The sequence below is a fragment of the Microbacterium sp. genome (assembly GCF_049650565.1).
Taxonomy (GTDB): domain Bacteria; phylum Actinomycetota; class Actinomycetes; order Actinomycetales; family Microbacteriaceae; genus Microbacterium.
The window spans coordinates 50,427-76,985 of record NZ_JBASAK010000028.1; the positions used below are offsets into that span (position 1 = coordinate 50,427).

General features: G+C 68.6%; 23 protein-coding genes. 17 read left to right on the forward strand and 6 right to left on the reverse strand.

Annotation, left to right across the window (positions count from 1 at the left end; all coding sequences use genetic code 11):
* The first annotated feature begins 14 nt into the window (after positions 1-14).
* The 4 genes from erpA (at position 15) to WA967_RS04485 (ending at position 3,528) form a co-directional block, all read left to right on the forward strand.
* The gene (erpA, locus tag WA967_RS04470) at positions 15-377 is read left to right on the forward strand and encodes an iron-sulfur cluster insertion protein ErpA (RefSeq protein ID WP_424419691.1); all 363 of its coding nucleotides are present in this window, start codon (positions 15-17) and stop codon (positions 375-377) included.
* A gap of 90 nt (positions 378-467) precedes the next feature.
* Positions 468-1,367, forward strand: coding sequence for a cytochrome c oxidase subunit II (locus WA967_RS04475; RefSeq protein WP_298860898.1), 900 nt, complete (start codon positions 468-470; stop codon positions 1,365-1,367).
* A 3-nt stretch (positions 1,368-1,370) separates the two neighbouring features.
* The gene (gene ctaD, locus WA967_RS04480) at positions 1,371-3,101 is read left to right on the forward strand and encodes a cytochrome c oxidase subunit I (RefSeq protein ID WP_424419692.1); all 1,731 of its coding nucleotides are present in this window, start codon (positions 1,371-1,373) and stop codon (positions 3,099-3,101) included.
* A gap of 4 nt (positions 3,102-3,105) precedes the next feature.
* Entirely contained in the window at positions 3,106-3,528 is a 423-nt protein-coding gene (locus tag WA967_RS04485) for a cytochrome c oxidase subunit 4 (protein WP_424419693.1), read from the forward strand.
* Between the two features lie 172 nt (positions 3,529-3,700).
* On the opposite strand, the gene WA967_RS04490 is transcribed toward WA967_RS04485, so the two are convergent.
* The 5 genes from WA967_RS04490 to WA967_RS04510 all read right to left on the reverse strand — a co-directional run bounded on the left by WA967_RS04490 (position 3,701) and on the right by WA967_RS04510 (position 8,791).
* Entirely contained in the window at positions 3,701-4,117 is a 417-nt protein-coding gene (locus WA967_RS04490) for a rhodanese-like domain-containing protein (RefSeq protein ID WP_424419694.1), read from the reverse strand.
* A 251-nt stretch (positions 4,118-4,368) separates the two neighbouring features.
* The gene (locus WA967_RS04495) at positions 4,369-6,174 is read right to left on the reverse strand and encodes a cytochrome b (RefSeq protein ID WP_424419695.1); all 1,806 of its coding nucleotides are present in this window, start codon (positions 6,172-6,174) and stop codon (positions 4,369-4,371) included.
* Positions 6,171-7,247 carry a Rieske 2Fe-2S domain-containing protein gene (locus tag WA967_RS04500; protein ID WP_424419696.1) on the reverse strand — a complete coding sequence of 359 codons (1,077 nt, stop codon included), beginning with the start codon at positions 7,245-7,247 and terminating at the stop codon, positions 6,171-6,173. Before WA967_RS04500 ends, WA967_RS04495 begins: the two co-directional genes overlap by 4 nt.
* A 36-nt stretch (positions 7,248-7,283) precedes the next feature.
* Positions 7,284-8,117: a cytochrome c gene (locus WA967_RS04505; RefSeq protein ID WP_424419697.1), complete on the reverse strand. Its 834-nt coding sequence runs from the start codon at positions 8,115-8,117 to the stop codon at positions 7,284-7,286.
* 20 nt (positions 8,118-8,137) lie between these two features.
* The gene (locus WA967_RS04510) at positions 8,138-8,791 is read right to left on the reverse strand and encodes a cytochrome c oxidase subunit 3 (RefSeq protein WP_424419698.1); all 654 of its coding nucleotides are present in this window, start codon (positions 8,789-8,791) and stop codon (positions 8,138-8,140) included.
* A gap of 192 nt (positions 8,792-8,983) precedes the next feature.
* Here WA967_RS04510 and trpD point away from each other — a divergent pair, with 192 nt between their 5' ends.
* On the forward strand, positions 8,984-10,048 hold the full coding sequence (gene trpD, locus WA967_RS04515) for an anthranilate phosphoribosyltransferase (protein ID WP_424419699.1): 1,065 nt from the start codon (positions 8,984-8,986) through the stop codon (positions 10,046-10,048).
* 13 nt (positions 10,049-10,061) lie between these two features.
* Positions 10,062-11,048 carry a PHP domain-containing protein gene (locus WA967_RS04520; RefSeq protein ID WP_424419700.1) on the forward strand — a complete coding sequence of 329 codons (987 nt, stop codon included), beginning with the start codon at positions 10,062-10,064 and terminating at the stop codon, positions 11,046-11,048.
* Between the two features lie 13 nt (positions 11,049-11,061).
* Here WA967_RS04520 and WA967_RS04525 read toward each other — a convergent pair whose 3' ends face one another.
* A complete protein-coding gene (locus tag WA967_RS04525) occupies positions 11,062-11,976 on the reverse strand; it encodes a 5'-3' exonuclease (RefSeq protein WP_424419701.1) in 915 nt (304 codons plus the stop codon).
* Positions 11,977-12,158: 182 nt separating this feature from the next.
* Here WA967_RS04525 and rpsA point away from each other — a divergent pair, with 182 nt between their 5' ends.
* The 11 genes from rpsA to uvrC all read left to right on the forward strand — a co-directional run bounded on the left by rpsA (position 12,159) and on the right by uvrC (position 26,541).
* On the forward strand, positions 12,159-13,619 hold the full coding sequence (gene rpsA / locus WA967_RS04530; protein ID WP_424419702.1) for a 30S ribosomal protein S1: 1,461 nt from the start codon (positions 12,159-12,161) through the stop codon (positions 13,617-13,619).
* A gap of 96 nt (positions 13,620-13,715) precedes the next feature.
* Positions 13,716-14,315 (forward strand): dephospho-CoA kinase, encoded by a 600-nt coding sequence (gene coaE, locus WA967_RS04535; RefSeq protein WP_424419703.1) that lies wholly within the window; start codon positions 13,716-13,718, stop codon positions 14,313-14,315.
* Positions 14,291-15,520 (forward strand): MFS transporter, encoded by a 1,230-nt coding sequence (locus tag WA967_RS04540; protein ID WP_424419704.1) that lies wholly within the window; start codon positions 14,291-14,293, stop codon positions 15,518-15,520. Before coaE ends, WA967_RS04540 begins: the two co-directional genes overlap by 25 nt.
* Positions 15,521-15,579: 59 nt before the next feature.
* A complete protein-coding gene (gene uvrB / locus WA967_RS04545; protein WP_424419705.1) occupies positions 15,580-17,655 on the forward strand; it encodes an excinuclease ABC subunit UvrB in 2,076 nt (691 codons plus the stop codon).
* Between the two features lie 47 nt (positions 17,656-17,702).
* Positions 17,703-18,446 carry a DUF4129 domain-containing protein gene (locus WA967_RS04550; RefSeq protein WP_424419706.1) on the forward strand — a complete coding sequence of 248 codons (744 nt, stop codon included), beginning with the start codon at positions 17,703-17,705 and terminating at the stop codon, positions 18,444-18,446.
* On the forward strand, positions 18,443-18,931 hold the full coding sequence (locus tag WA967_RS04555) for a hypothetical protein (protein ID WP_424419707.1): 489 nt from the start codon (positions 18,443-18,445) through the stop codon (positions 18,929-18,931). Before WA967_RS04550 ends, WA967_RS04555 begins: the two co-directional genes overlap by 4 nt.
* Entirely contained in the window at positions 18,928-19,893 is a 966-nt protein-coding gene (locus WA967_RS04560; RefSeq protein ID WP_424419708.1) for an AAA family ATPase, read from the forward strand. The genes WA967_RS04555 and WA967_RS04560 overlap by 4 nt, the downstream gene beginning before the upstream one ends.
* Positions 19,894-19,895: 2 nt before the next feature.
* Entirely contained in the window at positions 19,896-21,164 is a 1,269-nt protein-coding gene (locus WA967_RS04565; RefSeq protein ID WP_424419709.1) for a DUF58 domain-containing protein, read from the forward strand.
* Positions 21,161-21,736, forward strand: coding sequence for a hypothetical protein (locus WA967_RS04570; RefSeq protein WP_424419710.1), 576 nt, complete (start codon positions 21,161-21,163; stop codon positions 21,734-21,736). Before WA967_RS04565 ends, WA967_RS04570 begins: the two co-directional genes overlap by 4 nt.
* 9 nt (positions 21,737-21,745) lie before the next feature.
* The gene (gene uvrA, locus WA967_RS04575) at positions 21,746-24,637 is read left to right on the forward strand and encodes an excinuclease ABC subunit UvrA (protein ID WP_424419711.1); all 2,892 of its coding nucleotides are present in this window, start codon (positions 21,746-21,748) and stop codon (positions 24,635-24,637) included.
* Positions 24,637-26,541, forward strand: a complete 1,905-nt coding sequence (gene uvrC, locus WA967_RS04580) for an excinuclease ABC subunit UvrC (RefSeq protein WP_424419712.1) — start codon at positions 24,637-24,639, stop codon at positions 26,539-26,541. Before uvrA ends, uvrC begins: the two co-directional genes overlap by 1 nt.
* Positions 26,542-26,559 lie beyond the last annotated feature (18 nt).

Consider the following 26,559-nt stretch of genomic DNA (forward strand, 5'->3'; position numbering starts at 1 on the left):
CTGCAAGGAGTGACATGAGCGACATCACACTGACCGAAGAGACCACGGCCGCCCACAGCATCTCGCTGACGGACGCGGCGGCGCTGAAGGTGAAGAGCCTGCTCGAGCAGGAGGGTCGCGACGACCTGCGTCTGCGCGTCGCCGTCCAGCCCGGCGGATGCTCCGGCCTGATCTACCAGCTCTACTTCGACGAGCGCTTCCTGGAGGGCGACGAGACTGTCGACTTCAACGGCGTCGAGGTCATCATCGACAACATGAGCGTCCCGTACCTCGAGGGCGCCTCGATCGACTTCAAGGACACCATCTCCGAGCAGGGCTTCACGATCGACAACCCCAACGCCGCCGGCAGCTGCGCCTGCGGCGACAGCTTCCACTGACCTCCCGCCAACCTGCGTGGTTGGCATGAATCGGGTGAGAGGTTGCCCTAGACTTGTGGGTGCCCTTGTCCGAGATCTGAAAGGTGCACCGTGCCCTCGAAACGCCGCCTTCGTTGGGCCGCTCTCCCCCTGGGAGTAGTGGCAGCCGTGGTTCTGGCAGGCTGTTCTGCCAATGAACTCCACGGGTTCCTCCCCGGCTTCGTGGAAGGCGCACCCGACGCGACCAACCAGACCGGCCGGGTCGCCGGCCTGTGGGTCACCTCCTGGGTGATCCTGCTGATCGTCGGCGTCATCACCTGGGGCCTGATGGGCTGGGCGGTCGTCATGTACCGCCGTCGTGCCGGCCAGACCGGTCTGCCGGTGCAGCTGCGCTACAACATGCCGATCGAGATCCTCTACACGGTCGTGCCGCTGATCATGATCATGGGAATGTTCTTCTTCTCGGCTCGCGACCAGGCGTCGATCGAGACGCAGTGGAAGAACCCCGACGTGGAGATCACCGCGATCGCCAAGCAGTGGTCGTGGGACTTCCAGTACGACGGCAAGGAAGCCGACAACTCCGACGCCGTGTGGAGCATGGGCGTGCAGGCCGACCCCGACGCCAACGGCAACATCGACCGCAGCAAGCTGCCGACGCTGTGGCTGCCGGTCGACAAGAAGGTCAAGATCGACCTCACGTCGCGTGACGTGGTGCACTCGTTCTGGATCATCGACTTCCTGTACAAGAAGGACATGTACATCGGCAAGGACAACAGCTGGTCCTTCATCCCGACCCGCATCGGCGAGTACGACGGAAAGTGCGCAGAGCTCTGCGGCGAGTACCACTCGATGATGCTCTTCAACGTCAAGGTCGTCTCGCAGGCCGACTACGACGCTCACCTTCAGGCCCTCCAGGCCGAGGGCAACACGGGCGACATCGTCGATGCCTACGCCCGACTCAGCAATCTTCCGGGCACCGGCGCGAGCACGGGCGAAGAGGAAGGGAAGTAGGTCATGACAACCACAGCTGATCCCCACACGCTGCAGGGCGTTCGCCCGACCACGATTCCGCCGCGGCAGGCCTCGCTGCTCACCGCGACGCGCGTGGAGCAGAAGGGCAACATCGTCGTCAAGTGGATAACCTCCACCGACCACAAGACGATCGGGTACATGTACCTGATCACGTCGGTGCTCTTCTTCCTCCTCGGCGGCGTGATGGCGCTGATCATCCGCGCCGAGCTGTTCGCGCCCGGCATGCAGATCGTGCCGACGAAGGAGCAGTACAACCAGCTGTTCACGATGCACGGCACGATCATGCTGCTGATGTTCGCGACGCCGCTGTTCGCCGGATTCGCCAACGCGATCCTGCCGCTGCAGCTGGGTGCTCCGGATGTCGCGTTCCCGCGCCTGAACGCGTTCGCCTTCTGGCTGTTCGCCTTCGGGTCGACCATCGCCGTCGCAGGCTTCCTCACCCCGCAGGGTGCGGCCTCGTTCGGCTGGTTCGCGTATCAGCCGCTGGCCAGCGAGACGTTCACGCCCGGCGCCGGAGGAAACCTCTGGATGCTCGGACTGGGCCTCTCCGGATTCGGGACGATCCTCGGCGCGGTGAACTTCATCACCACCGTCATCACGATGCGCGCGCCGGGCATGACCATGTGGCGCATGCCGATCTTCTCGTGGAACACGCTGATCACGAGCCTGCTGATCCTGATGGTCTTCCCGGTGCTGGCAGCCGCGATCCTGGCCGCCGCGGCCGACCGTGTGCTCGGAGCCCACATCTACGACCCTCAGAACGGCGGCGTCCTGCTCTGGCAGCACCTGTTCTGGTTCTTCGGCCACCCCGAGGTGTACATCATCGCGCTGCCGTTCTTCGGCATCGTCTCCGAGGTGTTCCCGGTGTTCAGCCGCAAGCCGGTCTTCGGCTACAAGACGCTGGTCTACGCGACGATCTCGATCGCCTCGCTGTCCGTGGCCGTGTGGGCCCACCACATGTACGCCACCGGCGGTGTGCTGCTGCCGTTCTTCTCGCTGATGACCATGCTCATCGCCGTTCCGACGGGTGTGAAGATCTTCAACTGGATCGGCACCATGTGGCGAGGATCGCTGACGTTCGAGACACCCATGGTGTTCGCGCTCGGGTTCTTGACCTCGTTCGTGTTCGGCGGTCTGACCGGCGTCATCCTGGCGGCCCCGCCGCTGGACTTCCACGTCACCGACTCGTACTTCGTCGTCGCGCACTTCCACTACGTGGTGTTCGGCACGGTCGTGTTCGCCATGTTCTCCGGCTTCTACTTCTGGTGGCCGAAGTGGACGGGGCGGATGCTCAACGAGCGTCTCGGCTACATCCACTTCTGGATGCTGTTCATCGGCTTCCACATGACCTTCCTCGTGCAGCACTGGCTGGGCGTCGACGGCATGCCGCGCCGCTACGCCGACTACTCCGCGTACGACGGCTGGGAGTGGGGGAACCAGGTCTCCACGATCGGCTCCGTCATCCTCGGCGCATCGATGATCCCGTTCTTCCTGAACGTCTGGATCACCGCTCGCAAGGCGCCGAAGGTCACCGTGGACGACCCGTGGGGCTACGGCACCTCGCTCGAGTGGGCGACCTCCTGCCCGCCGCCGCGTCACAACTTCACGTCGATCCCGCGCATCCGCAGCGAGCGTCCCGCGTTCGACCTGAACCACCCCGAGGGGGCCGAGCAGCCCGTTCCTGCCGGCGCCGCAGCTGGAGAGGCCAAGTAAACCCATGCGCAGCACTATCGTCGTCTGGTGGGTCACCGCTGGCTTCTTCTACGTGATGTCCACCGTCTACACGATCTGGAACCTTCTCGACCCCAACCACGGGTATGTCGAGTGGACCGGAACGATCGGGCTGCTATTCATCGGCCTCATGAGCTCGATGATCGCGATCTACCTGCGCAAGACGTACCGCGCGCAGGGTGGAGAGCTGCCCGAGGACGTGCTGACGGCCGACATCGACGACGGCGATCCGGAGCTCGGCGAGTTCAGCCCGTGGTCCTGGTGGCCCATCGTGCTGGCCGGTTCCGCGGCGATCTTCATGATCGGGCTGGCGGTGGGACACTTCCTGCTGCCCGTCGGCCTCGCCGTCTTCGTCGTCGCGATCGTCGGCTGGGTGTACGAGTACTACCGCGGACATTTCGCCCGCTGACCTGATTCGCGCAAGGGGCCTTCCGGATTCTTCCGGAGGGCCCCTTCGCTATGCGCCGAGATGGCGTGTCTTCCTTCGCGGGGCCCGGATGGTGCGCTCGGCACGATCGACGCAGCCATACGCGATCCGGGGAGTCCGCGGACCGGCGGTTGCGGCCTCACGTCAGGGTGCCTCAGACGCGCGTGCGGATGCGGGGGACGCCGGTGAGCGGATCGATGGGGCGACGGTGGACGCCGTCGTGATCCTCGACGGGGTAGCCCTCGCGCACCCAGTACTCGAAGCCGCCGATGAGCTCGCGCACCGGATAGCCCAACTTGGCGAACTCCAGCGCTCCCTTGGCGCCGGCATTGCATCCGGGACTCCAGCAGTAGACGACCACCTGGGTGCCCGGGGGGATCTCCTTCGGGGCACGCTCGGCGATCTCGCGGTAGTGCATGTGCACGGCGCCTGCGATGCGCGCCTGGGCCCACGCCTCGTCGGAACGCACGTCGATGACGACGACGTCCTCTCCGGCCTTCTGAGCGGCGTACAGGTCGCTGCCGTCGGTCTCGTGAGCGAGCTTGGCTTCGAAGTAGGCGGCGCGGTCCATGGCAACAGATTACGCCGTTGCTCTCGGCCGGGTCTGAAGATGTCGGGCCGGGGGAGTGGTTCTGTCATCTGGACAGCGGCTGAGGCAATCTCGACCTTGGTGGGCGCACGATTCCGGCGAGTCCGCGCAGGCACCCGGTGTTCGGCACGGGGCAGGAGCAGCAGCAGGCGCAGACCGGAATCGCGGCCAGGCCGAGAACGACTGAGGGCCCCATCCGAGCGGATGGGGCCCTCAGTCCGGGCAGCGGCGAGTTACTCGCCGTCGTCCTTCGACTTCTTCTCGCGATCCTTGGCGATCACAGAGCTGGAGGTGCTGGCGCCGTGCTCATCGGCCTTCTCGACCTGGCTCTCGTCGATGACACCGGCGCGGGCGTGCGCCCCGGCGATCTCGTCGTGCTCGATCTCGGCGTCGTGCGCCAGCGCGTGCTGCTGGTGGGCGTCGGCCGCGTCGATCTGAGCCTGCGTGAGCGGCTGCAGGCGGTCCTCGAAGAACCAGCGCGAGAGCGATGAACGCAGGTTCTCGTGCCAGGGGATGCGTCCCTTGGCGTTGGGACGGACCACCAGCGGCTGGTAGGTCTCATAGTCGATGAGCTTCCAGCGGTCGTACACGTCGACCGGCTGGTGCACCTCGATGAACTCGCCACCGGGGAGACGGACGATGCGGCCCGACTCGTAGCCGTGCAGGACGATCTCGCGATCCTTCTTCTGCAGCGCGAGGCAGATGCGCTTGGTGATGAAGTATCCGATGATCGGCCCCAGGAACAGCAGCGCCTGCAGGGTGTGGATGACGCCCTCCATGGTGAGCATGAAGTGCGTGGCCATGAGGTCGGAGGATGCTGCCGCCCACAGGACTGCGTAGAAGATCATGCCGGCGACGCCGATCGCAGTGCGTGTGGCGGCGTTGCGGGGGCGATCGGCGATGTGGTGCTCGCGCTTGTCACCGGTCACCCACGCCTCGATGAAGGGGTAGATGGCGACGACGACGATGAAGAGGCCCAGGACCAGGACCGGGATCAGGATGCCCAGCGACAGCGTGAAGTTGCCCAGTGGCACGTCCAGGTGCGGCGGAGCCAGGCGCAGGGCGCCGTCGGCGAAGCCGATGTACCAGTCGGGCTGAGTTCCGGCCGAGACGGGGGACGGGTCGTAGGGACCGTAGTTCCAGATCGGGTTGATCTGGAAGAACGTCGCGATCAGCACGATGGTGCCGAAGACGATGAACAGGAAGCCGCCCATCTTCGACATGTACACCGGCATCATCGGATAGCCGACGACGTTCTTGTTGGTGCGGCCGGGGCCGGCGAACTGGGTGTGCTTGTTGATCACCATCAGCATGAGGTGCAGCACGACGAACGCGATCACCAGCAGCGGGAGCAGCAGGATGTGCAGCGTGTACAGGCGGCCCACGATGTCGCTGCCGGGGAACTCGCCGCCGAAGATCAGGAACGACGTCCAGGTGCCGATCAGGGGGAGCCCCTTGACCATGCCGTCGATGATGCGCAGGCCGTTGCCGGAGAGCAGGTCATCGGGGAGCGAGTAGCCCGTGAAGCCCTCGGCCATGGCCAGGATGAACAGCACGAAGCCGATCACCCAGTTGAGCTCGCGGGGCTTGCGGAACGCACCGGTGAAGAACACGCGGAGCATGTGCACGCCGATGCCGGCCACGAACACCAGAGCGGCCCAGTGGTGGATCTGACGGACAAGGAGACCGCCGCGCAGGTCGAAGGAGATGTGCAGCGTGGACTCCAGCGCTGCGGACATCTCGATGCCGCGCATGGGCTGGTACGCACCGGTGTAGTGCGTGGGGACCATGGATGCCTGGAAGAAGAACGTCAGGAAGGTGCCGGACAGGAACACCACGACGAAGCTCCACAGCGCGATCTCGCCGAGCATGAACGACCAGTGATCGGGGAAGATCTTGCGACCCAGCTCCTTGACGAAGCCCGAGAGACTGGTGCGCTCATCGATGTAGTTGGCCGTGCCCGCGAGGAATCGGCCGCCGAGCGGCTTCTCCCTGGCCTCTGCGGGCTTGGTGTCCTCGTGAAGAGTTGCGGTGCTCAATGACGCTCCCAGAAGCTCGGGCCGACAGGTTCGGTGAAGTCGCTCTGCGCGACCAGGTAGCCCTCGTCGTCGACGGCGATCGGCAGCTGCGGCAACGGGCGCGCAGCCGGGCCGAAGATGACCTTGGCGTGATCGGTGACGTCGAACTGCGACTGGTGGCAGGGGCACAGCAGGTGGTGCGTCTGCTGCTCGTACAGGGCGACGGGGCATCCGACGTGCGTGCAGACCTTGGAGTACGCGACGATGCCGTTGTACGACCAGGTCTTGCGCTCCTCGGTCTCGATGAGCTGCTCGGGGCGCAGGCGCATGAGCAGCACGATGGCCTTGGCCTTCTGCTCGAGCATGCCGCCCTCGTGGCCGAGCTCGTTCAGCCCCTCGGGAATCACGTGCACGGCCGATCCCAGCGTCACATCCGCGGCGCGGATCGGGGTGCCCTCGGGGTCGTGGACCAGCCGGGTGCCCTTCTTCCACATGGTGTGCTGCAGGAGCTCGACGGGGTTGCCCGCGTTCGGGTCATCCGGCGTGGCGAAGGGCGCCAGGCCACGGAACAGTGTCACGCCGGGGACGATGGAGGCGACGACGGCGGCGATCAGCGAGTTGCGGATCATCGTGCGGCGTCCGAAACCGGACTCCTCGTTGGCCTCGGCGAAGGCCTGGACCGCCGCCTCGCGCGTCGTGTCGCGACCACGGGTGGGATGGCGGAACTCCACGTGCTCCTTGTCGCTCATGAGCGACTTGGACCAGTGGATCGCGCCGATGCCGATGCTCAGCAGCGCGAGGGCGATGCCCAGGCCGATGAACATGTTGTTGTAGCGCACATCGATCAGCGCGCCGGACTCGATCGGGAACAGCATGTATGCGGCGACCGCCCAGATGCTGCCGGCCAGCGACAGGTAGAACAGCGTGTAGACGGTGCGCTCCGCGGTCTTCTCGACCTTGGGGTCCTTATCCGTCATGCGCTGGCGGTGCGGCGGCAATCCCGGGTCGACTGCGGGATCGCTGACTGCGACGCCCAGCCCCGGTGAGGGCTGGTAGGCCCGCTCCAGAGCCTGCGTGTCGTCGTCGTGTGCCATGGTGCTCCTCGTACGTGGTTCGTCGATGAAAGTGCGTCAGTTGGACTTCGCCGTGATCCACACGGTGAGGGCGACCAATGCGCCGATTCCGAAGATCCAGATGAACAGGCCCTCTGAGACCGGGCCCAGCGAGCCGAGCGTGAATCCGCCGACCTGAACCTCGTTCTGCTGGAACACCAGGGCGGCGATGATGTCGCGCTTGTCCTGAGTGCTCAGATTCATGTCGCCGAAGACCGGCATGTTCTGCGGGCCGGTGACCATGGCCGCGTAGATGTGCAGAGCGCTGGTCGACGTCAGCGCCGGGGCGTACTTGCCCGCGGTGAGAGCACCGCCGGCCGCGGCGACGTTGTGGCACATCGCGCAGTTGATGCGGAAGAGCTCGGCGCCCTTGGAGACGCTGACCTCGTCGGAGGAGTCCTCCGGGTCGGTCTTGCCGTCAGTGACCCACTGCTCCGGGTACGTCGGGCCGGGGGTCACCGACTGCACGTACGACGCGATCGCACGGATCTGCGGCTCGGTGAACTGCGGGGTCTTCTGCGGAGCCTGCGGGCCCTGCATCTGCAGCGGCATGCGGCCGGTCGCGAGCTGGAATTCGACGGACAGCTCGCCGACGCCGATGAGGCTCGGACCCTCGGGGGTGCCCTGCATGTCGAGGCCGTGGCAGGTGGCGCAGTTCGCGGTGAACAGCTTCTGCCCGTCGGCTGCCGTCAGCTCGGATGCCGCGGTGGTCTGCGTGTCGGTGGTCGACGCCATCGCCGCCGATGCCCCGGCGTACACGCCGCCGGTCAGCAGCAGGCCCGCGCCGATCAGCGCGACGGCGGCGAAGGGGCTGCGGCGGCCGCGCGAGCGGCGCTTCTTCTCTCGTGCCATTTCGGAAAAACGCTCCGCTCTCATTTAAGGAAGTAGATGACGAAGAACAGCACCACCCAGACGACGTCGACGAAGTGCCAGTAGTACGACACGACGATCGAGGAGGTCGCCTCCTTGTGGCGGAAGTTCTTCACGGCGTACGCGCGGCCGATGACGAGCACGAAGGCGATCAGACCGCCGGTGACGTGCAGGGCGTGGAAGCCGGTCGTGATGTAGAAGGCAGATGCATAGGCATCCGCGTTGATGGGCATGCCCTCCGCGACGAGCGTCGCGTACTCCCAGACCTGGCCGCTGACGAAGATCGCGCCGAGGATGAAGGTGAGCCAGAACCACTCGACCATGCCCCAGCCGAACAGGCGGCGGCGGCCGGCGGCGTTGAGCTTGCCCTTGGCCACGTGGTACGGCTGAAGGTCCTCGGCCGCGAAGACGCCCATCTGGCAGGTGAACGAGGACGCCACGAGGATGAGCGTGTTCACCAGCGCGTAGGGGACGTTCAGCTCGCCGGTGCGGGAGGCCCACAGATCCGGTGAGGTGCTGCGGAGGGTGAAGTAGATCGCGAAGAGTCCCGCGAAGAACATCACCTCGCTGCCGAGCCACACGATGGTGCCGACAGCGACCGGATTGGGGCGCTTGATGGTTCTTGCCGCCGGGGCATGCGTCGCTGAGGTGGTCACAGACCCATTATGGCGGATTCCGCGCGCCGATTCTTGCACCACTGCCACCCGTTTCGCTGTTCGGCGCCTCGGAGAGGGCCAGGAGGCGCCTGCGAATGTGCCCGGATCGTGATGAATCCCGCAGGTCGTGCCGCAAGTCGCACGGCGTCATCTCGACTCGGCGTCGTGCGAGCCGCGATTATGATCGCAGATATGGCTGACTCCCTGACATGGCCCGATCTGCTGCTGACGCTTCTGGAGCGGCGCGACCTGAGCGTGTGGGAGTCCACCTGGGCCATGCGGCAGGTGATGCGCGGCGAGGTCTCGCAGGCGCAGCTGGCCGCCTTCCTCATCGCTCTCCGGGCCAAGGGCGAGACCGTCGACGAGGTGGTCGGATTCCGGGATGCCATCCTCGAGGCGGCGGTGCCGCTGCCGGTCTCCTCGGACGTGCTGGACATCGTCGGCACGGGCGGCGACCGTGTGGGGACCGTCAACGTCTCCACCACTGCGGCCGTGATCGTCGGCGCCACCGGCGTTCCCGTCGTCAAGCACGGCAACCGGGCCGCCAGCTCCTCGTCGGGGTCATCCGATGTGCTGGCGGCACTCGGGCTGAACATCTCCCTGGATCCCGCCCACGTGGCGTCCGTGCTGGAGCGCACGGGCATCACGTTCGCGTGGGCGTCGGCCTTCCACCCCGGCTTCCGGCACGCCGGCGCCGTGCGCTCGGAACTGGCCGTGCCGACGGTTTTCAACATGCTGGGCCCGCTGTGCAACCCGGCGCGCGCCGAGGCGAACGCGGTGGGCGTCGCGAAGCTCGATCTCGTGCCGCTGATCACGGGCGTGTTCCGCACCCGCGGAGCGACCGCGCTGGTGTTCCGCGGCGACGACGGGCTCGACGAGCTCACCACCACCGGGCACTCCCGCATCTGGGAGGTCGCGCGGGGCGACATCCACGAGCACGACCTGGACCCCCGCGACCTGGGCATCCCTCTGGCGGAGCTGTCCGACCTCATCGGCGGCTCACCCGAGCACAACGCCCGCATTCTGCGGAACACCCTGGAGGGCGAGAAGGGTGCGGTGCGCGACATCGTGCTGCTCAACGCCGCCGCCGGGATCGTCGCGTACGAGCTCTCTCACGATGCGGCACTCACCCAGCAGCCCATCGTGGCGCGTCTGCGCGACGCGTACGGGCGGGCCGAGGAGGCCATCGACGACGGCCGCGCCATCAGGAAGCTGGATGACTGGATCCAGGCCGCCCAGGAGACCGCGAAGGCCTGAACAGGCCGGCGCCATGGATGCCGCTGACGCGCTGCGCGAGATCGCCGAGCTGCTCGAGCGAGAGCGCGCCTCCCGCTACCGGGCGCGGGCGTTCCGGCACGCCGCGGCCATCCTCGCGGAGCTGCCGGCGGAGGTGGTGTCCGACCCGTCCCGGTTGCGCGCCCAGAAGGGCATCGGCGATTCGACGTTCGAGGTGATCAGGCAGGTCCAGCAGGGCGTGGTGCCGGAATATCTCGCCGAGCTCCGCGCAGCGGTGGAGCCGGAGGTCCCGTCGGCGCTGCGGTCGAGTCTGCGCGGCGACCTGCACAGCCACACGGACTGGTCCGATGGGACCACGCCTCTCGGCGCGATGGTCGATGCGGCTCGCGCGCTGGGCCACGAGTACCTGGCCATCACCGACCACTCGCCGAGGCTGCGCGTCGCGCGTGGGCTCTCGGCGGAACGGCTTCGCGCGCAGATCCCGCAGGCGCGCGCACACTCCGGCGACGGTCTGACCGTGCTGGCGGGCATTGAGGTGGACATCCTCGACGACGGCGCGCTGGATCAGGATCCAGCCCTGCTCGCTGAACTGGACATCGTGGTCGCGTCCGTGCACTCGAAGCTGAGGATGGACGCCCCGGCCATGACACGTCGGATGATCGCCGCGGTCTCAGACCCGCACGTGAACGTGCTGGGGCACTGCACGGGCCGGCTCGTGCAGGGGGAGCGCGGAACGCGTCCGGCATCCGACTTCGACGCGTCGGCGGTCTTCGCCGCGTGCGCGGCGAACGGCGTGGCCGTGGAGATCAACTCCCGCCCGGAGCGGCAGGATCCGCCCGACGAGCTCCTCGCGGTCGCGCTCGCGGAGGGGTGCCTGTTCAGCATCGACTCCGACGCGCACGCGCCCGGCCAGCTCTCGCTGCTGGATCACGGCGCCGCCCGCGCCGAGGCGTGCGGTGTGCCCCCTGCGCGGATCGTCACCACCTGGGGTCTGGAGAGGCTGAGCGCCTGGGCCTGCTGAGCGCCCGGGTCGGTTAAGCGCCCGCGAGCGCGGCCAGTGCGCGAGTCATCGACGTGCCGAGGTTCCACTGCGCGGCCAGCTGCTCCGCAGCATCCGCCTGCGCAGGCTCCAGCGCTCGCACCGGCATGCCCGGCGCTGCGACGTCGAGGTCGCGCACGACCTGCACGACGGCCGGGGCGACGTCGAGATAGTCGGATGCCGCGACGAACCGTGCCGTGACAGCCGCGCTCAGCGCGCCCGCGGCGGCTGCCTCGCGCACGCCCTGCAGGTCGCCGTGGGCTAGCAGCAGCGTCGCCGCGGACTTCTCGCCCACGCCCTTCACACCCGGCAGGCCGTCGGAGGCGTCCCCGCGCAGGGTCGCGAAGTCCGCGTACTGGGAGGGGAGGATGCCGTACTTGGCGACGACCACGGCATCCGTCACGATCTCGAGATTGCTCATGCCCTTGGCCGTGTAGACCACGCGCACGTCACGGGCGTCGTCGACGAGCTGGAAGAGGTCCCGGTCGCCGGTCACGATGTCGACCGGGATGCCCGAGCGGGTGGACAGCGTGCCGATCACGTCATCGGCCTCGTGATCGGCGACTCCCAGGATCGGGATGCCGACGGCCTCCAGTGCACGGCGGATCAGCGGAACCTGCTGCACGAGGGCCTCGGGGACGTCCTCGATGTCGCCGGCGTCCGAGGAGATGAGCCGGTGCGCCTTGTAGCTCGGGATGCGGTTCACGCGCCACTGCGGGCGCCAGGCGTCGTCCCAGCACGCGACGATCTGCGTCGGCTCGTACAGCGTCACGAGCTTGGCGACGATGTCCAGCAGTCCGCGGACGGCGTTGACCGAGGAGCCGTCGGGCGCCTTCGCCCGGTCGGGCACGCCGTAGAAGGCGCGGAAGTAGAGCGAGGCGGTGTCCAGCAGCATCAGACGATCGGTCACGGGATCAGCCTAGAGAGGGGATGGCGCACCCGCCATCGTCTGATAAACTGGAGTGTCACTCGTGGCGAGCATCCGCGTGCCTGCGTGACATCGCAAACCAACAACAAATCCGCCTCGGCTCCATCATGGCATCTCGCCGGTGCCCGAGGCCCGAGTATCCATTCACAAGGACAACCCACTACATGACTAGCGCAACGACCGCCCCGGCCACCAAGCAGGTCGCGATCAACGACATCGGATCTGCCGAGGACTTCCTGGCCGCGGTCGAGAAGACCCTGAAGTTCTTCAACGACGGCGACATCATCGAGGGCACGATCGTCAAGATCGACCGCGATGAGGTTCTGCTCGACGTCGGCTACAAGACCGAGGGCGTCATCCCCTCGCGTGAGCTCTCCATCAAGCACGACGTCGACCCCAACGAGGTCGTCGCCGTCGGCGACAAGGTCGAGGCCCTCGTCCTCCAGAAGGAGGACAAGGAAGGCCGTCTGATCCTGTCCAAGAAGCGCGCCCAGTACGAGCGCGCCTGGGGCGACGTGGAGAAGATCAAGGAGAACGACGGTGTCGTCACCGGCACCGTCATCGAGGTCGTCAAGGGCGGCCTCATCGTCGACATCGGACTGCGCGGCTTCCTGCCCGCTTCGCTGATCGAGCTGCGTCGCGTCCGCGACCTCACCCCGTACCTCGGCCAGGAGCTCGAGGCGAAGATCCTCGAGCTGGACAAGAACCGCAACAACGTGGTCCTCAGCCGTCGCGCCCTGCTGGAGCAGACGCAGTCCGAGTCGCGCACCACGTTCCTGAACAACCTGCACAAGGGTCAGGTCCGCAAGGGCATCGTGTCCTCGATCGTCAACTTCGGCGCGTTCGTCGACCTGGGCGGCGTGGACGGCCTCGTGCACGTCTCCGAACTGTCCTGGAAGCACATCGAGCACGCTTCCGAGGTCGTCGAGGTGGGCCAGGAGGTCACCGTCGAGATCCTCGAGGTCGACCTGGACCGCGAGCGCGTCTCCCTGTCGCTGAAGGCGACGCAGGAGGACCCGTGGCAGGTCTTCGCCCGCACCCACGCGATCGGTCAGATCGCACCGGGCAAGGTCACCAAGCTCGTCCCGTTCGGCGCCTTCGTCCGCGTCGCGGACGGCATCGAGGGCCTCGTGCACATCTCCGAGCTCTCCAGCAAGCACGTCGAGCTGGCCGAGCAGGTCGTCTCGGTCGGCGAAGAGGTCTTCGTCAAGGTCATCGACATCGACCTCGAGCGTCGCCGCATCTCGCTCTCGCTCAAGCAGGCGAACGACGCCGTCGACCCCAACGGCACCGAGTTCGACCCGGCGCTGTACGGCATGCTCGCCGAGTACGACGAGAACGGCGAGTACAAGTACCCGGAGGGCTTCGACGCCGAGACCGGTGCCTGGAAGGAGGGCTTCGACGCCCAGCGCGAGGCATGGGAGCAGGAGTACGCGGCTGCCCAGGCTCGCTGGGAGGCCCACAAGGCTCAGGTCGTCAAGGCTGCCGAGGCCGAGGCCGCGGCAGGCGACAGCTTCGGCGGTGCGCAGTCCTCGTTCTCGAGCGACTCCGCCGGTGCCGGCACGCTGGCCGACGACGAGGCTCTCGCCGCTCTGCGCGAGAAGCTCTCGGGCGGCAACGCGTAAGCAGCCATCACGCAGAACGGGTCGTCGCCTTCGGGCGGCGGCCCGTTCCGCGTATCCGGGCGGATGCGGCGCCGCGCTGCGTGACAGGATGGAGGGATGCCGCTCATCGCCCTCACCGGAGGCATCGCCTCGGGCAAGTCGACCATCGCCGCGCGTCTGGCCGAGCACGGTGCCGTGATCGTCGACGCGGATCAGATCGTGCGCGACGTGCAGGGCCCCGGATCCCCGGTGCTGGCGGCGATCGCCGCGGAGTTCGGCGAGGATGTCATCCGCGTGGACGGCGCGCTGGACCGGGCCGCGCTGGGCGCCAGGGTGTTCGCCGATCAGGATCGTCTGCAGGCGCTGAATGCCATCGTGCACCCCGCCGTGCGCGAGGAGTCCGCACGCCGATTCACGGCGGCCCTCGACGCGGACCCTGCAGCTGTCGTCGTGTACGACGTGCCGCTGCTCGTGGAGGCGCGCGTGGACGATCCCTGGGATCTGATCGTGGTGGCGGACGCACCCGCCGACATGCGCGCACAGCGCATGATCGCGCTGCGCGGCATGACCGAGGAGGACGCGCGGGCCCGCCTCGCGTCGCAGGTGCCCGATGACGTCCGCCGGGCCGTCGCGGATGTCGTGATCGACACGTCCGGCACGATCGAGCGCACCATCGCCCAGACGGATGCGCTGTGGGAACGGGTTCGAGCGCGGTGACCGTCGCCGGTCACATCCCTGGAACGTCGTCGTATCGGCGCCTCATCGTCGGCCTGTTCTTCGCCGGCGTCGCCACCTTCGCGCAGCTGTACTCGCCGCAGGCCGTGCTGCCGCAGCTCTCCCGGGGCCTCGGCATCGACCCCGCCACGGCCGCCGTCGCGGTGTCCGCGGCCACGCTGGGAATCGCCGTCGCCGTGATCCCGTGGTCGATCGTGGCCGACCGCCTCGGGCGCGTGTCGGCCATGACGATCGGCGTGTTCTCCGCCACCGTGCTGGGCATCCTGGCACCCCTCAGCGATGACATCCTCGTTCTGCTGAGCCTGCGGCTGCTCGAGGGAGCAGCGCTGGGATCGGTCCCGGCGGTCGCGCTGGCATACCTCAGCGAGGAGGTGGATGCCCGCTACGCGGCCACCGCCGCCGGCAGCTACATCGCCGGCACCACGGTGGGCGGGCTGTCCGGCCGCATCGTGTCGGGACTGGTCGGCGAGGTGGCGGAGTGGCGCTGGGGGATCTGGGCGGTGGCGGGGATGTGCGCGGCATCCGCTGTGCTGTTCGTCTGGCTCACGCCGCGGGCCCGCGGCTTCGTGCCGCTGCGCGAGCGGGCGCACCGCGGACCCGGGATCGCGCAGCGGCTGTGGCGGCCGCTGCGCTCGGTGCGACTGTGGGCGCTCTACCTGCAGGGCTTCCTGCTGATGGGCGGCTTCGTCGCGGTGTACAACTACCTGGGCTTCCACCTCTCGGCGGCGCCGTTCGACCTGCCGGGCTGGCTGGTCACCCTGCTGTTCCTGGCATACCTGGCGGGCACGGTCTCGTCGCCGTGGGCGGGGATGCTGGCATCCCGCATCGGGCGGTTCCCGGTGCTGCTGGGGTCGGTCGGCGTGATGACGGCGGGCGCGCTGCTGATGGCGGTTCCGCAGACGGTCGTGGTGCTCATCGGTCTGCTGATGTTCACCGCCGGCTTCTTCGGCGCGCACGCCATCGCCTCCGGCTGGACACCGGTCGTCGCAGGGCCTGCGGTGCGCGCCCAGGCGTCTTCGCTGTACTACTTCGCCTACTACGGCGGCTCCAGCCTGTTCGGCTGGGCGCTGGGCCTGGTGTTCGGGGGAGCGGGATGGGGGGCGTTCATCGCCGTCGTCGTGGCGATGTGCGCGGCATCCGCTCTCGCCGCAGCTTCGGCGCTCGGCCGGGTCGAGCCGACCCGCTGACGGCGGTCAGGCGGTGGCGCGTCCGCCCGCATGTCCGTGGCCCCTCGTAGGCTGGAGGGATGCAACCCACGCGCAGCGTCCGTCCCTTCGAGGTCGTCAGCGAATACATGCCCGCCGGTGATCAGCCGCAGGCCATCGCCGAGCTCGCGGCGCGCATCAACGCCGGCGAGACGGATGTCGTGCTGCTGGGGGCGACAGGAACCGGCAAGTCCGCGACCACGGCGTGGCTCATCGAGCAGGTGCAGCGCCCGACGCTGGTGATGGCGCACAACAAGACGCTGGCCGCGCAGCTGGCCAACGAGTTCCGCGAGCTCATGCCGAACAACGCCGTGGAGTACTTCGTCTCGTACTACGACTACTACCAGCCCGAGGCGTACGTGCCCCAGACGGACACCTTCATCGAGAAGGACTCCTCGGTGAACGCCGAGGTCGAGCGGCTGCGGCACTCCACCACCAACTCCCTGCTGTCCCGGCGGGATGTCGTGGTGGTCTCCACCGTCTCGTGCATCTACGGGCTCGGCGCGCCGGAGGAGTACCTGCGCGCCATGGTGGCGCTGCAGGTGGGTGAGCGGTACGACCGCGACGCACTCATCCGTCAGTTCATCTCGATGCAGTACAACCGCAACGACGTGGACTTCTCGCGGGGCAACTTCCGTGTCCGAGGCGACACCATCGAGATCATCCCGGTGTACGAGGAGAGCGCCATCCGCATCGAGCTGTTCGGCGATGAGATCGAAGCGCTGTACTCCCTGCATCCGCTGACCGGAGACGTCATCGAGAGACTCGATGCCGTGCCCATCTTCCCGGCCTCGCACTACGTGGCGGGCACCGACGTGATCCAGCGCGCCATCGGCACCATCGAGGCCGAGCTCGCCGAGCGGCTGGAGGAGCTGGAGCGCCAGGGCAAGCTGCTCGAGGCCCAGCGGCTGCGCATGCGCACCACCTTCGACCTGGAGATGCTGCAGCAGCTCGGCTTCTGCTCGGGCATCGAGAACTACTCCCGGCACCTCGACGGGCGCGAGGCGGGCGAGCCCCCGCACACCCTGCTGGACTTCTTCCCCGACGACTTCCTGCTGGTGATCGACGAGTCGCACGTGACGGTGCCGCAGATCGGCGCGATGTACGAGGGCGACGCCTCCCGCAAGCGCACTCTCGTCGAGCACGGCTTCAGACTGCCCAGCGCCCTGGACAACCGGCCGCTGCGCTGGGACGAGTTCAAGAACCGCATCGGCCAGACCGTGTATCTCTCCGCGACGCCGGGCAGGTACGAGATGGGCATCGCCGATGGGGTGGTGGAGCAGATCATCCGCCCCACCGGCCTGCTCGACCCGGAGATCGTCGTCAAGCCCTCGAAGGGGCAGATCGACGACCTGCTCGAGGAGATCCGCCTGCGCGTCGAGCGCGAGGAGCGCGTGCTGGTCACGACCCTCACCAAGAAGATGGCCGAGGAGCTCACCGACTTCCTCGGCGAGCACGGCGTGCGCGTGCGCTACCTGCACTCCGATGTCGACACGCTGCGCCGCGTCGAGCTGCTCACCGAGCTGCGAGCGGGTGTCTACGACGTGCTGGTCGGCATCAACCTGCTGCGGGAAGGACTGGACCTGCCCGAGGTCTCGCTGGTCGCGATCCTGGATGCCGACAAGGAAGGCTTCCTGCGCAGCGGCACCTCGCTCATCCAGACCATCGGCCGCGCGGCGCGCAATGTCTCGGGTCAGGTGCACATGTACGCCGACAACATGACCGACTCCATGGCGAAGGCCATCGAGGAGACCGAGCGCCGGCGCGAGAAGCAGAGGGCGTACAACATCGAGCACGGCATCGATCCGCAGCCGCTGCGCAAGCGCATCGCCGACATCACCGAGGTGCTCGCGCGCGAGGCCGCCGACACCGCCGACCTGCGCGCCGGGCGGAACAAGTCCGGCAGGGGGAAGGGCAAGGCGCCGACGCCCAACCTGCGCCGCACCGGCATCGCAGCCGAGGGCGCCGCACAGCTGGAGGAGACCATCGGCGATCTCTCGGACCAGATGCTGGCGGCGGCGGCCGAGCTGAAGTTCGAGCTGGCCGCACGCCTGCGCGACGAGGTGCAGGACCTGAAGAAGGAGCTGCGCGCCATGGAGAAGGCCGGACACGCCTGACGCGGACGTCGGGCGGACCGGGCCGGACGCTCGCCTAGAGTGAGACCGTGACGGACCAGGGCCACCAGCGGGGGAGCGATCCCCGTGGAACCCTCCTCGGAGGATCACGTCGTGCCCTGACGACAGGCGGCGCGCTGCTGCTTTTCGCCGTCGCCATGCTGGGCGTCGCCGTCGCAGGCCGTCCTGTGATCGACCTTCCCTCGTCGACCCCGCCACCCCTGTCGGCCCTGCCGACTCCGACCAGATCGGACTCGGCGGCCGGCGGCATTCCGTCGCAGCGCGACGCGCCCGACGTGGCGCTGAGGATCATCGGCATCATCCTCGTCCTGATCGTCGTCACACTCATCGCGGCTGGGCTGGTGCTGCTGGTGCGCGCGCTCATCCGGGCCTGGAAGGACCGACCGCTGCGCAGGCAGGACGCGGTCGACGTGGATCTCGACCTCGCCGTCGAAGCCTCGGCCGAACCCGTGCCGGACGCGCCCGCCGTTCGTCGAGGCATAGCCGCGGCCCGCGACGCCATCACCCGGCGCATCGACCCCGGCGAGGCGATCATCGCCGCGTGGCTGGGTCTGGAGGAGACCGCGTCGGATGCCGGCGCAGGGCGCGGCACCAGTGAGACGCCCGCGGAGTTCACGCTGCGGATCCTGCGGCACAGGCAGGGAATCGACGGTCCGACGAACCGACTGCTGCGCCTGTACGAGGGCGTGCGCTTCGGCAGGCACGCCGCGAGCGAATCCGACCGGACCGCGGCGGCCGATGCGCTGGCCGCGATCGAGGACGTCTGGCGATGAGGCGCGGGTCGCGGATGTGGATCGCCCTGGGGGTCGGGGCGGTGGTCGCACTGGGACTGAACGCGCTGCAGCTGCCCGTCGTGTACACCTCGGGATGGGGGATGCTGGTCGCCGCAGGCGCGCTGCTGTTCGGCATCCGCTTCGCCGACGATCCACGAGCCGATGCACCCGGCCGCGAACGCGGCGCCGAGTACACCGGCTCCGAAGTGTCACGGCTGGCATGGGCCATCAACCTGCACACCGACACCGCCAACGAGGCGGTGGTGCGCCGGGTGCGCGCGACGCTGCGCCGCCGCCTGCTGCGCCACGGCGTCTACGTCGACGACGAGCGGCAGGCCGTGCGCGTCGACGAGCTCATCGGCGCCGGCCTGTGGGCGCGGCTCAACGGCCGGCGCACTCGCGTCGCCGACCTCCGCGAGGCGCTCGCCGCAGCCGAACGGCTGGCACCCGCATCCGACTCACCGCACAGGGGGCACGAACAATGAACTTCGAGGACATCGCCCGGCTCGGGCACAGCATCCGTGAGGCCGTCGCGACGGTGGTCGTCGGCATGGACGATCCGCTGGAGATCGCGCTGGCGACCATCCTCGCCGGCGGACACGTGCTCTTCGAGGACGTGCCGGGGCTCGGCAAGACCGTGGCGGCCCGCAGCCTGGCATCCGCTCTGGGCCTGTCGTTCCGGCGCCTGCAGTGCACACCCGACATGCTCCCGGGTGATGTCACGGGCTCGTACGTGTACGCACCGGACACCGGCCAGTTCGTGTTCCGTCCCGGACCCATCTTCACGGGCGTCCTGCTGGCCGATGAGATCAACCGCACCACCCCGAAGACGCAGTCGGCCATGCTCGAGGCCATGGCCGAGCGTCAGGTGACCGTGGAGGGCAACAGCTTCCCGCTGGAGCCGCCCTTCCATGTCATCGCCACGGCCAACCCGATCGAGTACGAGGGCACCTACTCGCTCCCGGAGGCGCAGCTGGATCGCTTCATGGTGCGGCTGTCGGTCGGCTACCTCGACCAGCGCGGAGAGACCGAGATCCTGCTGGGGCGGCTCCGCAGGCACCAGGAGGCGACGCACGTCGACCCGGTGCTGGCGCCGGGGCAGCTGGCGGAGTTGCAGGATGCCGTGGAGCGGATCCACGTCGACGACGACGTCGCGGCGTACTGCGTGGCACTGGCCGCCGGAACACGATCCGCGCAGCATGTGGCCGTCGGCGCCTCGCCGCGCGGCTCCCAGTCGCTCGTGCTGCTGGGACGCGCGCTGGCGGCCCTCGACGGGCGCGACTACGTGCGCCCCGACGACATCAAGCGCGTGGCGGTGCCCGTGCTCGCGCACCGGCTCACTCTCACCCCGCAGGCATGGGCGCAGGGCGTCGATCCCGCTGAGGTGGTCCGCGGCGTGGTCGCCACCGTCGCCGTACCGCCCAGCGTGTCGGCGGCGCAGCACTGAGCATGAGCGCGCAGGGGCAGGAGCAGGCCGGGCGCCGGACGGCGCCGACGGTCGCACTGGCCGTGATCGGCGCCGTCGGCGCGCTCGTGCTGGGAGTGGCGTTCTCCCGGCCCGACGTCATGGCGGCGGGCCTTCCTCTGGCACTGTGGGGCGTCCTCGCGCTGACCAGGCCCGGCCGCAGCGGCGTCGGACTGGTGGTGGAGAGCAGCCCCGAGGGCGACGGACGGCGGCTGCGGGACGACGTCGTGATCGACTCGGATGCCGAGATCGTGGAGGTCTCGCTGATCCAGGCCGAGCGCGCGCAGCGGCGGGTCTTCGTGGCGGGCCGGTCGCGTCTCGAGGCATCCAGCAGGGCGCTGCACTCCGGGCCGGTCATCAGCGTCGAGGTCGCGGTGCGCGGGTTGGATGCGGATGCCGGACTGCTGGGGGCTCCCCAGGCGCCGGTCGCCGTCGTCCGTGCGGTTCAACCCATGACGCATCGGCTGCCCCGAACGCCCGTGGCACCGCGGCTCACCGGGCTGCACGGCGCGCACGAGGGCACCCGGCCCGGTCAGGGCGGCGAGTTCCGCGACATCCACCCGTTCGCTCCCGGCGATGAACTGCGCCGGGTGGACTGGAAGGCCACCGCACGTGCGGCGCGTCGGCCCGGCGAGCTGCTGATCCGGCGCACCGATGCGCTCAGCGACGCGTCCGCGGTGATCGTGATGGACACCGTCGAGGATCTCGGCGCCGTGGTGGCCACCTGGGGCGCCGTCGACCCGCTGCGCAGTGGAGTCACCTCACTGGACCTGGCCCGCAGCGCGGCGCGCGCCATCGCCGAGGCCACCGTCGCGCAGGGCGACCGCGTGGCGTTCCACACCCTCGCGCACGGTGGGCGCTCGGTGCGCTCCGGAGGCGGGCGGAGACACCTCGCTCGCATCGTCGCGGAGATCGCGTCCAGCGGGCGCGCCGGGGACGACGCGCGCTTCCGGCGCACTCCGCCGGTGCCGCACGGATCGATCATCTACGTGCTCTCGACGTTCTTCGACGGCGCCGCGGCCGAGATCGCGACGCGCTGGCGCGCGGCCGGACATCGCGTGGTGGCGGTCGACACGCTGCCGCACCTGGACCGGGCCCGGCTCACAGCGGAGCGCTCGCTGGCCCTCGAAGTCGTGCTCGCCGAGCGTGCCGACATGCTTCACCAGCTGCGGGAGGCGGGTGTGGAGACACTGACCTGGTCGGTCGACGTGGATGCGCAGCTGGCCGTCCTGCTGCGGGGAGGCGCACCGTGAGACGCGATGACACGCTGAGGATCGGGCCGGCGGTTCCTGGTGCGGTGCTGCCACTGCTGCTGATCATCGTCGCGGTCACAGCGGGACTCGCGCTGCAGGCGCCGATCGGGTGGGCGGTCGCGTCAGGAACCGCGGCCGCGCTGAGCGGCTTCGCCCGGATGGCGGCAGGCCCCTGGCTGGCCGTCGCGATCCTGGTGGTCATGCTGGTGGCGGCCGAGCCGACCCTCTGGCACACCGCCGTGGTGATCCTGGCAGTGCACCTGCTGCACGTGATGGGGTCCCTGGCCCTGGTCGTACCGCTGCGCTCGCGCATCGCCCTGCGCGCTCTGCGACCCACCGCGATCAGGCTCGTGCTCGTCGAGATCGTCGCGCAGGCCGTGGGCGCGGGCGCCACGCTGCTGCCCGTGATCGGAGGCTTCCCGATCGCGGGGCTCGTGGCAGCGGCGGCCGTGCTGGTGCTGGCCGTGGGGGGAGTCCGGATGCTGGCGCAGAGACGGCCGGAGGGCTTCGCCGTGCCGCGGCGGCCGGTCCCGGCGTCCGCTCGCCGCGCCGATGTCGGAAGCCCCTCCTAGACTTGTCTGGTGCCCATCGTTCCTGTCGCCTCGTCCGGAAAACTCAGTGTCCGCGGTGCCCGCGTGCACAATCTCAAGAACATCGACATCGAGATCCCGCGCGACTCCCTGGTCGTCTTCACCGGCCTGTCGGGGTCGGGCAAGTCGAGCCTCGCGTTCGACACGATCTTCGCCGAAGGGCAGCGCCGCTACGTCGAATCCCTCAGCGCCTACGCGCGTCAGTTCCTCGGCCAGGTCGACCGACCCGACGTCGACTTCATCGAGGGCCTGAGCCCTGCCGTCTCCATCGACCAGAAGTCGACCAACCGCAACCCGCGCTCCACGGTCGGCACCATCACCGAGATCCACGACTACATGCGCCTGCTGTGGGCGCGCATCGGCATCCCGCACTGCCCCGAGTGCGGTGAGCGCATCCAGCGACAGACCGTGCAGCAGATCGCCGATCAGCTCATGGAGCTGCCCGAGCGCACCCGGTACCAGATCGTCGCGCCCGTCGTCACGCAGAAGAAGGGCGAGTTCACCGACCTGTTCCGCGAGCTCGGCGCCAAGGGCTATTCGCGCGCCATGGTCGACGGCGACCTGATCCAGCTCGCCGAGCCGCCCGCGCTGAAGAAGAGCTACAAGCACGACATCGCCGTCGTCGTCGACCGCCTGGTGGCATCAGGCGACATCCTCGGCCGCGTCACGGACTCCGTCGAGACCGCGCTGGGGCTGGCCGGCGGGATCATGCAGGTGAACTTCGTCGACGAGGAGGGCCACGGCGCCTGGCAGTCGTTCTCCGAGAAGCTGGCGTGCCCCAACGGGCATCCGATCACCCTCACCGAGATCGAGCCCCGCACCTTCTCGTTCAACGCGCCGTTCGGGGCGTGCCCGGCCTGCTCGGGCCTCGGAACCCGAATGTCCGTGGACGTCGACCTCATGCTGGGAGATGAGGACCTGTCCATCCGCGAGGGCGTCATCCTGCCGTGGACCACGCAGGGCAAGGGACTCTTCCAGTACTACGAGCGCCTGCTCGAGGGCCTCGCCCGCGACCTGGACTTCTCCTTGGACACACCGTGGAAGGACCTGCACTCCGACGTGCGCGAAGCGGTGCTGCGCGGCGACAACTACAAGGTCTCCGTCAAGTGGAAGAACCGCTACGGCCGCGAGATGCGGTACACCTCCGGATTCGAGGGCGTGGTGCCCTACATCGAACGGCAGTACATGCAGGCCGAGTCCGACACGCAGCGGCAGCGCTGGGGCGAGTACCTGCGCGAGGTGCCCTGCCCGGTCTGCGACGGCGCCCGCCTGAAGCCTGAGGTGCTGGCGGTCAAAGTGCACGGCCACTCCATCGCCGAGGTGTCGAACCTGAGCCTGGCCGAGGCCGCCACGTTCATGCAGACCCTCGAGCTCAGTGACCGCGAGGCCAAGATCGCCGCGCAGGTGCTGCGCGAGATCCGACTCCGGCTGGAGTTCCTGCTGCAGGTCGGCCTGGCGTACCTGAATCTGGGCCGTGCCGCCGGTTCGCTCTCGGGTGGCGAGGCGCAGCGCATCCGCCTGGCCACGCAGATCGGCTCCGGGCTCACCGGCGTGCTGTACGTGCTCGACGAGCCGTCGATCGGCCTGCACCAGCGGGACAACCGCCGTCTCATCGACACCCTGGTCAAGCTGCGCGACCTGGGGAACACGCTCATCGTCGTCGAGCACGACGAGGAGACCATCCAGGCCGCCGACTGGGTGGTCGACATCGGACCGGGTGCGGGCGTGAACGGGGGAGAGGTCGTGCATTCCGGGCCGTACTCCGCGCTGCTGGGTGAGACCGCGTCGATGACCGGCGACTACCTTGCCGGGCGGCGGGAGATCACGACGCCCCGCAGGCGACGGAGGATCGACAGGAAGCGGATGCTGCAGGTGGTGGGCGCCCGTGCCAACAACCTGCAGAACGTCACCGTGGACTTTCCGCTGGGCGTGCTCACGGCCGTCACCGGTGTGAGCGGATCCGGCAAGTCGTCGCTGGTCAACGACATTCTGTACCAGGTGCTGGCAGGGCGTCTGAACGGCGCCCGCACCGTGCCGGGCAAGCACACCAGGGTCACCGGGCTCGACAATCTCGACAAGGTCGTGCACGTCGACCAGGCGCCCATCGGACGCACCCCGCGCTCGAACCCCGCCACCTACACCGGCGTTTTCGACCGCATCCGCACGCTGTTCAGCGAGACGCCCGACGCCAAGGTGCGCGGCTACCGGCCCGGGCGGTTCAGCTTCAACGTCAAGGGCGGGCGCTGCGACGCGTGCTCCGGCGACGGCACCATCAAGATCGAGATGAACTTCCTCCCCGACGTGTACGTGGACTGCGAGGTCTGCCACGGCCAGCGCTACAACCGCGACACGCTCTCGGTGCGCTACAAGGGCAAGAACATCGCCGAGGTGCTTCAGATGCCCATCGCCGAGGCGGCCGAGTTCTTCGAGCCCATCCAGGCCATCCACCGCTACATGAAGACGCTCGTCGACGTGGGCCTCGGCTACGTGCGGCTCGGGCAGGCGGCCACCACGCTCTCCGGCGGTGAGGCGCAGCGCGTCAAGCTCGCCACCGAGCTGCAGCGCCGCTCCAACGGCCGCAGCATCTACGTGCTGGACGAGCCCACCACCGGTCTGCACTTCGAGGATGTCCGCAAGCTCCTCGAGGTGCTGAACGGGCTGGTCGACAAGGGCAACACCGTGGTCGTCATCGAGCACAACCTCGACGTCATCAAGTCCGCCGACTGGGTCATCGACCTGGGCCCGGAGGGCGGCTCCGGCGGCGGGCAGGTGCTGGCCATCGGCACGCCCGAGCAGATCGCCGCGATAGAGGAGAGCCACACCGGGCGCTTCCTGGCCGAGATCCTCCCGGGGGCCGCTCAGAGCCGGCGCAAGGCGGGCTGATGGCCGACGTCCTGCCGTACAAGCCTCGGACGGGCGAGATCCCCACCGATCCCGGCGTGTACAGGTTCCGGGATGCCGAGGGGCGCGTGCTGTACGTCGGCAAGGCGAAGAACCTGCGCCAGCGCCTGTCGAACTACTTCGCACCGCTGCGCTCGCTGCACGAGCGCACGCGGCGGATGGTGACCACCGCCGCATCCGTGGAATGGACGGTCGTCGCGACCGACGTGGAGTCGCTGCAGCTGGAGTACATGTGGATCAAGCAGTTCGATCCGCCCTTCAACGTCCGCTACAAGGACGACAAGTCGTACCCCTTCATGGCCATCACCCTCGCGGATGAGGCTCCGCGCGTGATCGTCACGCGCAATCACAAGATCCGCGGAGCGAAGTACTTCGGGCCCTACCCGAAGGTGTGGGCCGTGCACGAGACCATCGACCTGATGATCAAGGCTTTCCCTATCCGCACCTGCAGCGACGCCAGCTACCGGCGCGCCATGCAGACAGGACGGCCGTGCTTCCCCGGCCAGATCGGCAAGTGCGGCGGCCCCTGCTCGATGACCTGCACGATCGAAGAGCACCGCGCGATGGTCGACGACTTCGTCGCGTTCATGTCCGGCGGGGACGAGCGGTTCACGCACGACCTCACCAAGCGGATGCTGGCGGCATCCGCCGCGATGGACTACGAGGCCGCCGCGAGGTACCGCGACAAGCTGGCGGCCATCGAGGCGGTGCTCGGCAAGAGCGCGCTGGTGCTGCCGGCCGACGAGAACGCGGATCTGTTCGGCATCGCCGAGGACGAGCTGTCGGCCGCCGTGCAGCACTTCGTGATCCGCGGCGGACGGGTGCGAGGCGTGCGCTCGCTGACGCTCGACAAGGAGCTCGACATCTCGGGCGGCGACCTGGTCGACCAGGTGCTGCAGCGCGTGTACGGCGATTCCGACGACGTCCCGCGCCGCGTGATCGTGCCGGTGCTGCCCGATGACGCGAGCGAGATGGAGCAGTGGCTGCGTGAGCGCCGCGGCAGGAAGGTGTCCCTGGCCGTTGCGCACCGCGGCCTGCGCGCGGACTTCATGCGCACGGCGACCCTCAACGCGCAGCAGGCGCTGCTGCGGCACAAGACCCGCCGCACCAGCGACTACGTGGCCCGCACACAGGCGCTGACCGATCTGCAGGAGGCGCTGGGGATGAGCGAGGCGCCGCTGCGGATCGAGTGCTATGACATCTCGCACCTGAGTGGCACGAACGTCGTCGCATCGATGGTGGTGTTCGAGGACGGACTGCCCCGCAAGGACCAGTACCGGTCGTTCAACATCCCCGAGACCACCGACGACACCGACTCGATGTACCAGGTGCTCATGCGCCGGCTGGCGCGCGTGGACGAGGCGCAGAACCACGGCGCTGCCTCCACCGACGGGGTCGCTGAGCCTGTCGAAGCGTCGAAGAAGCCGCGATTCGCCTACCGCCCGCAGCTGCTGATCGTCGACGGCGGACAGCCGCAGGTGCACGCGGCCGAGCGGGCGCTGCGCGACAGCGGCCGCACCGACATCGCGCTGTGCGGCATCGCCAAGCGGCTCGAGGAGATCTGGCTGCCCGGCGATGACTTCCCGGTCATCCTGCCGCGCACCAGCGAGGCGCTCTACCTCGTGCAGCGCCTGCGCGACGAGGCGCACCGCTTCGCGATCACGCATCAGCGTCGTCGTCGTCGGCGCGACATCACGACGGTGCTCAGCGAGATCCCCGGTCTCGGGGCGGCCCGGATCAAGGGCCTGCTCAAGCACTTCGGCTCCGTGGCGGCGCTGCGAGGGGCCTCGCCCGAGCAGATCGCCGAGGTCAGCGGGATCGGCCCGACCCTGGCCGCGACCATCCACTCCCACCTGGGCCGCGAGCGAACCGGCGCGAGTGGATAGGGTGGAGTCCGGGGAAGG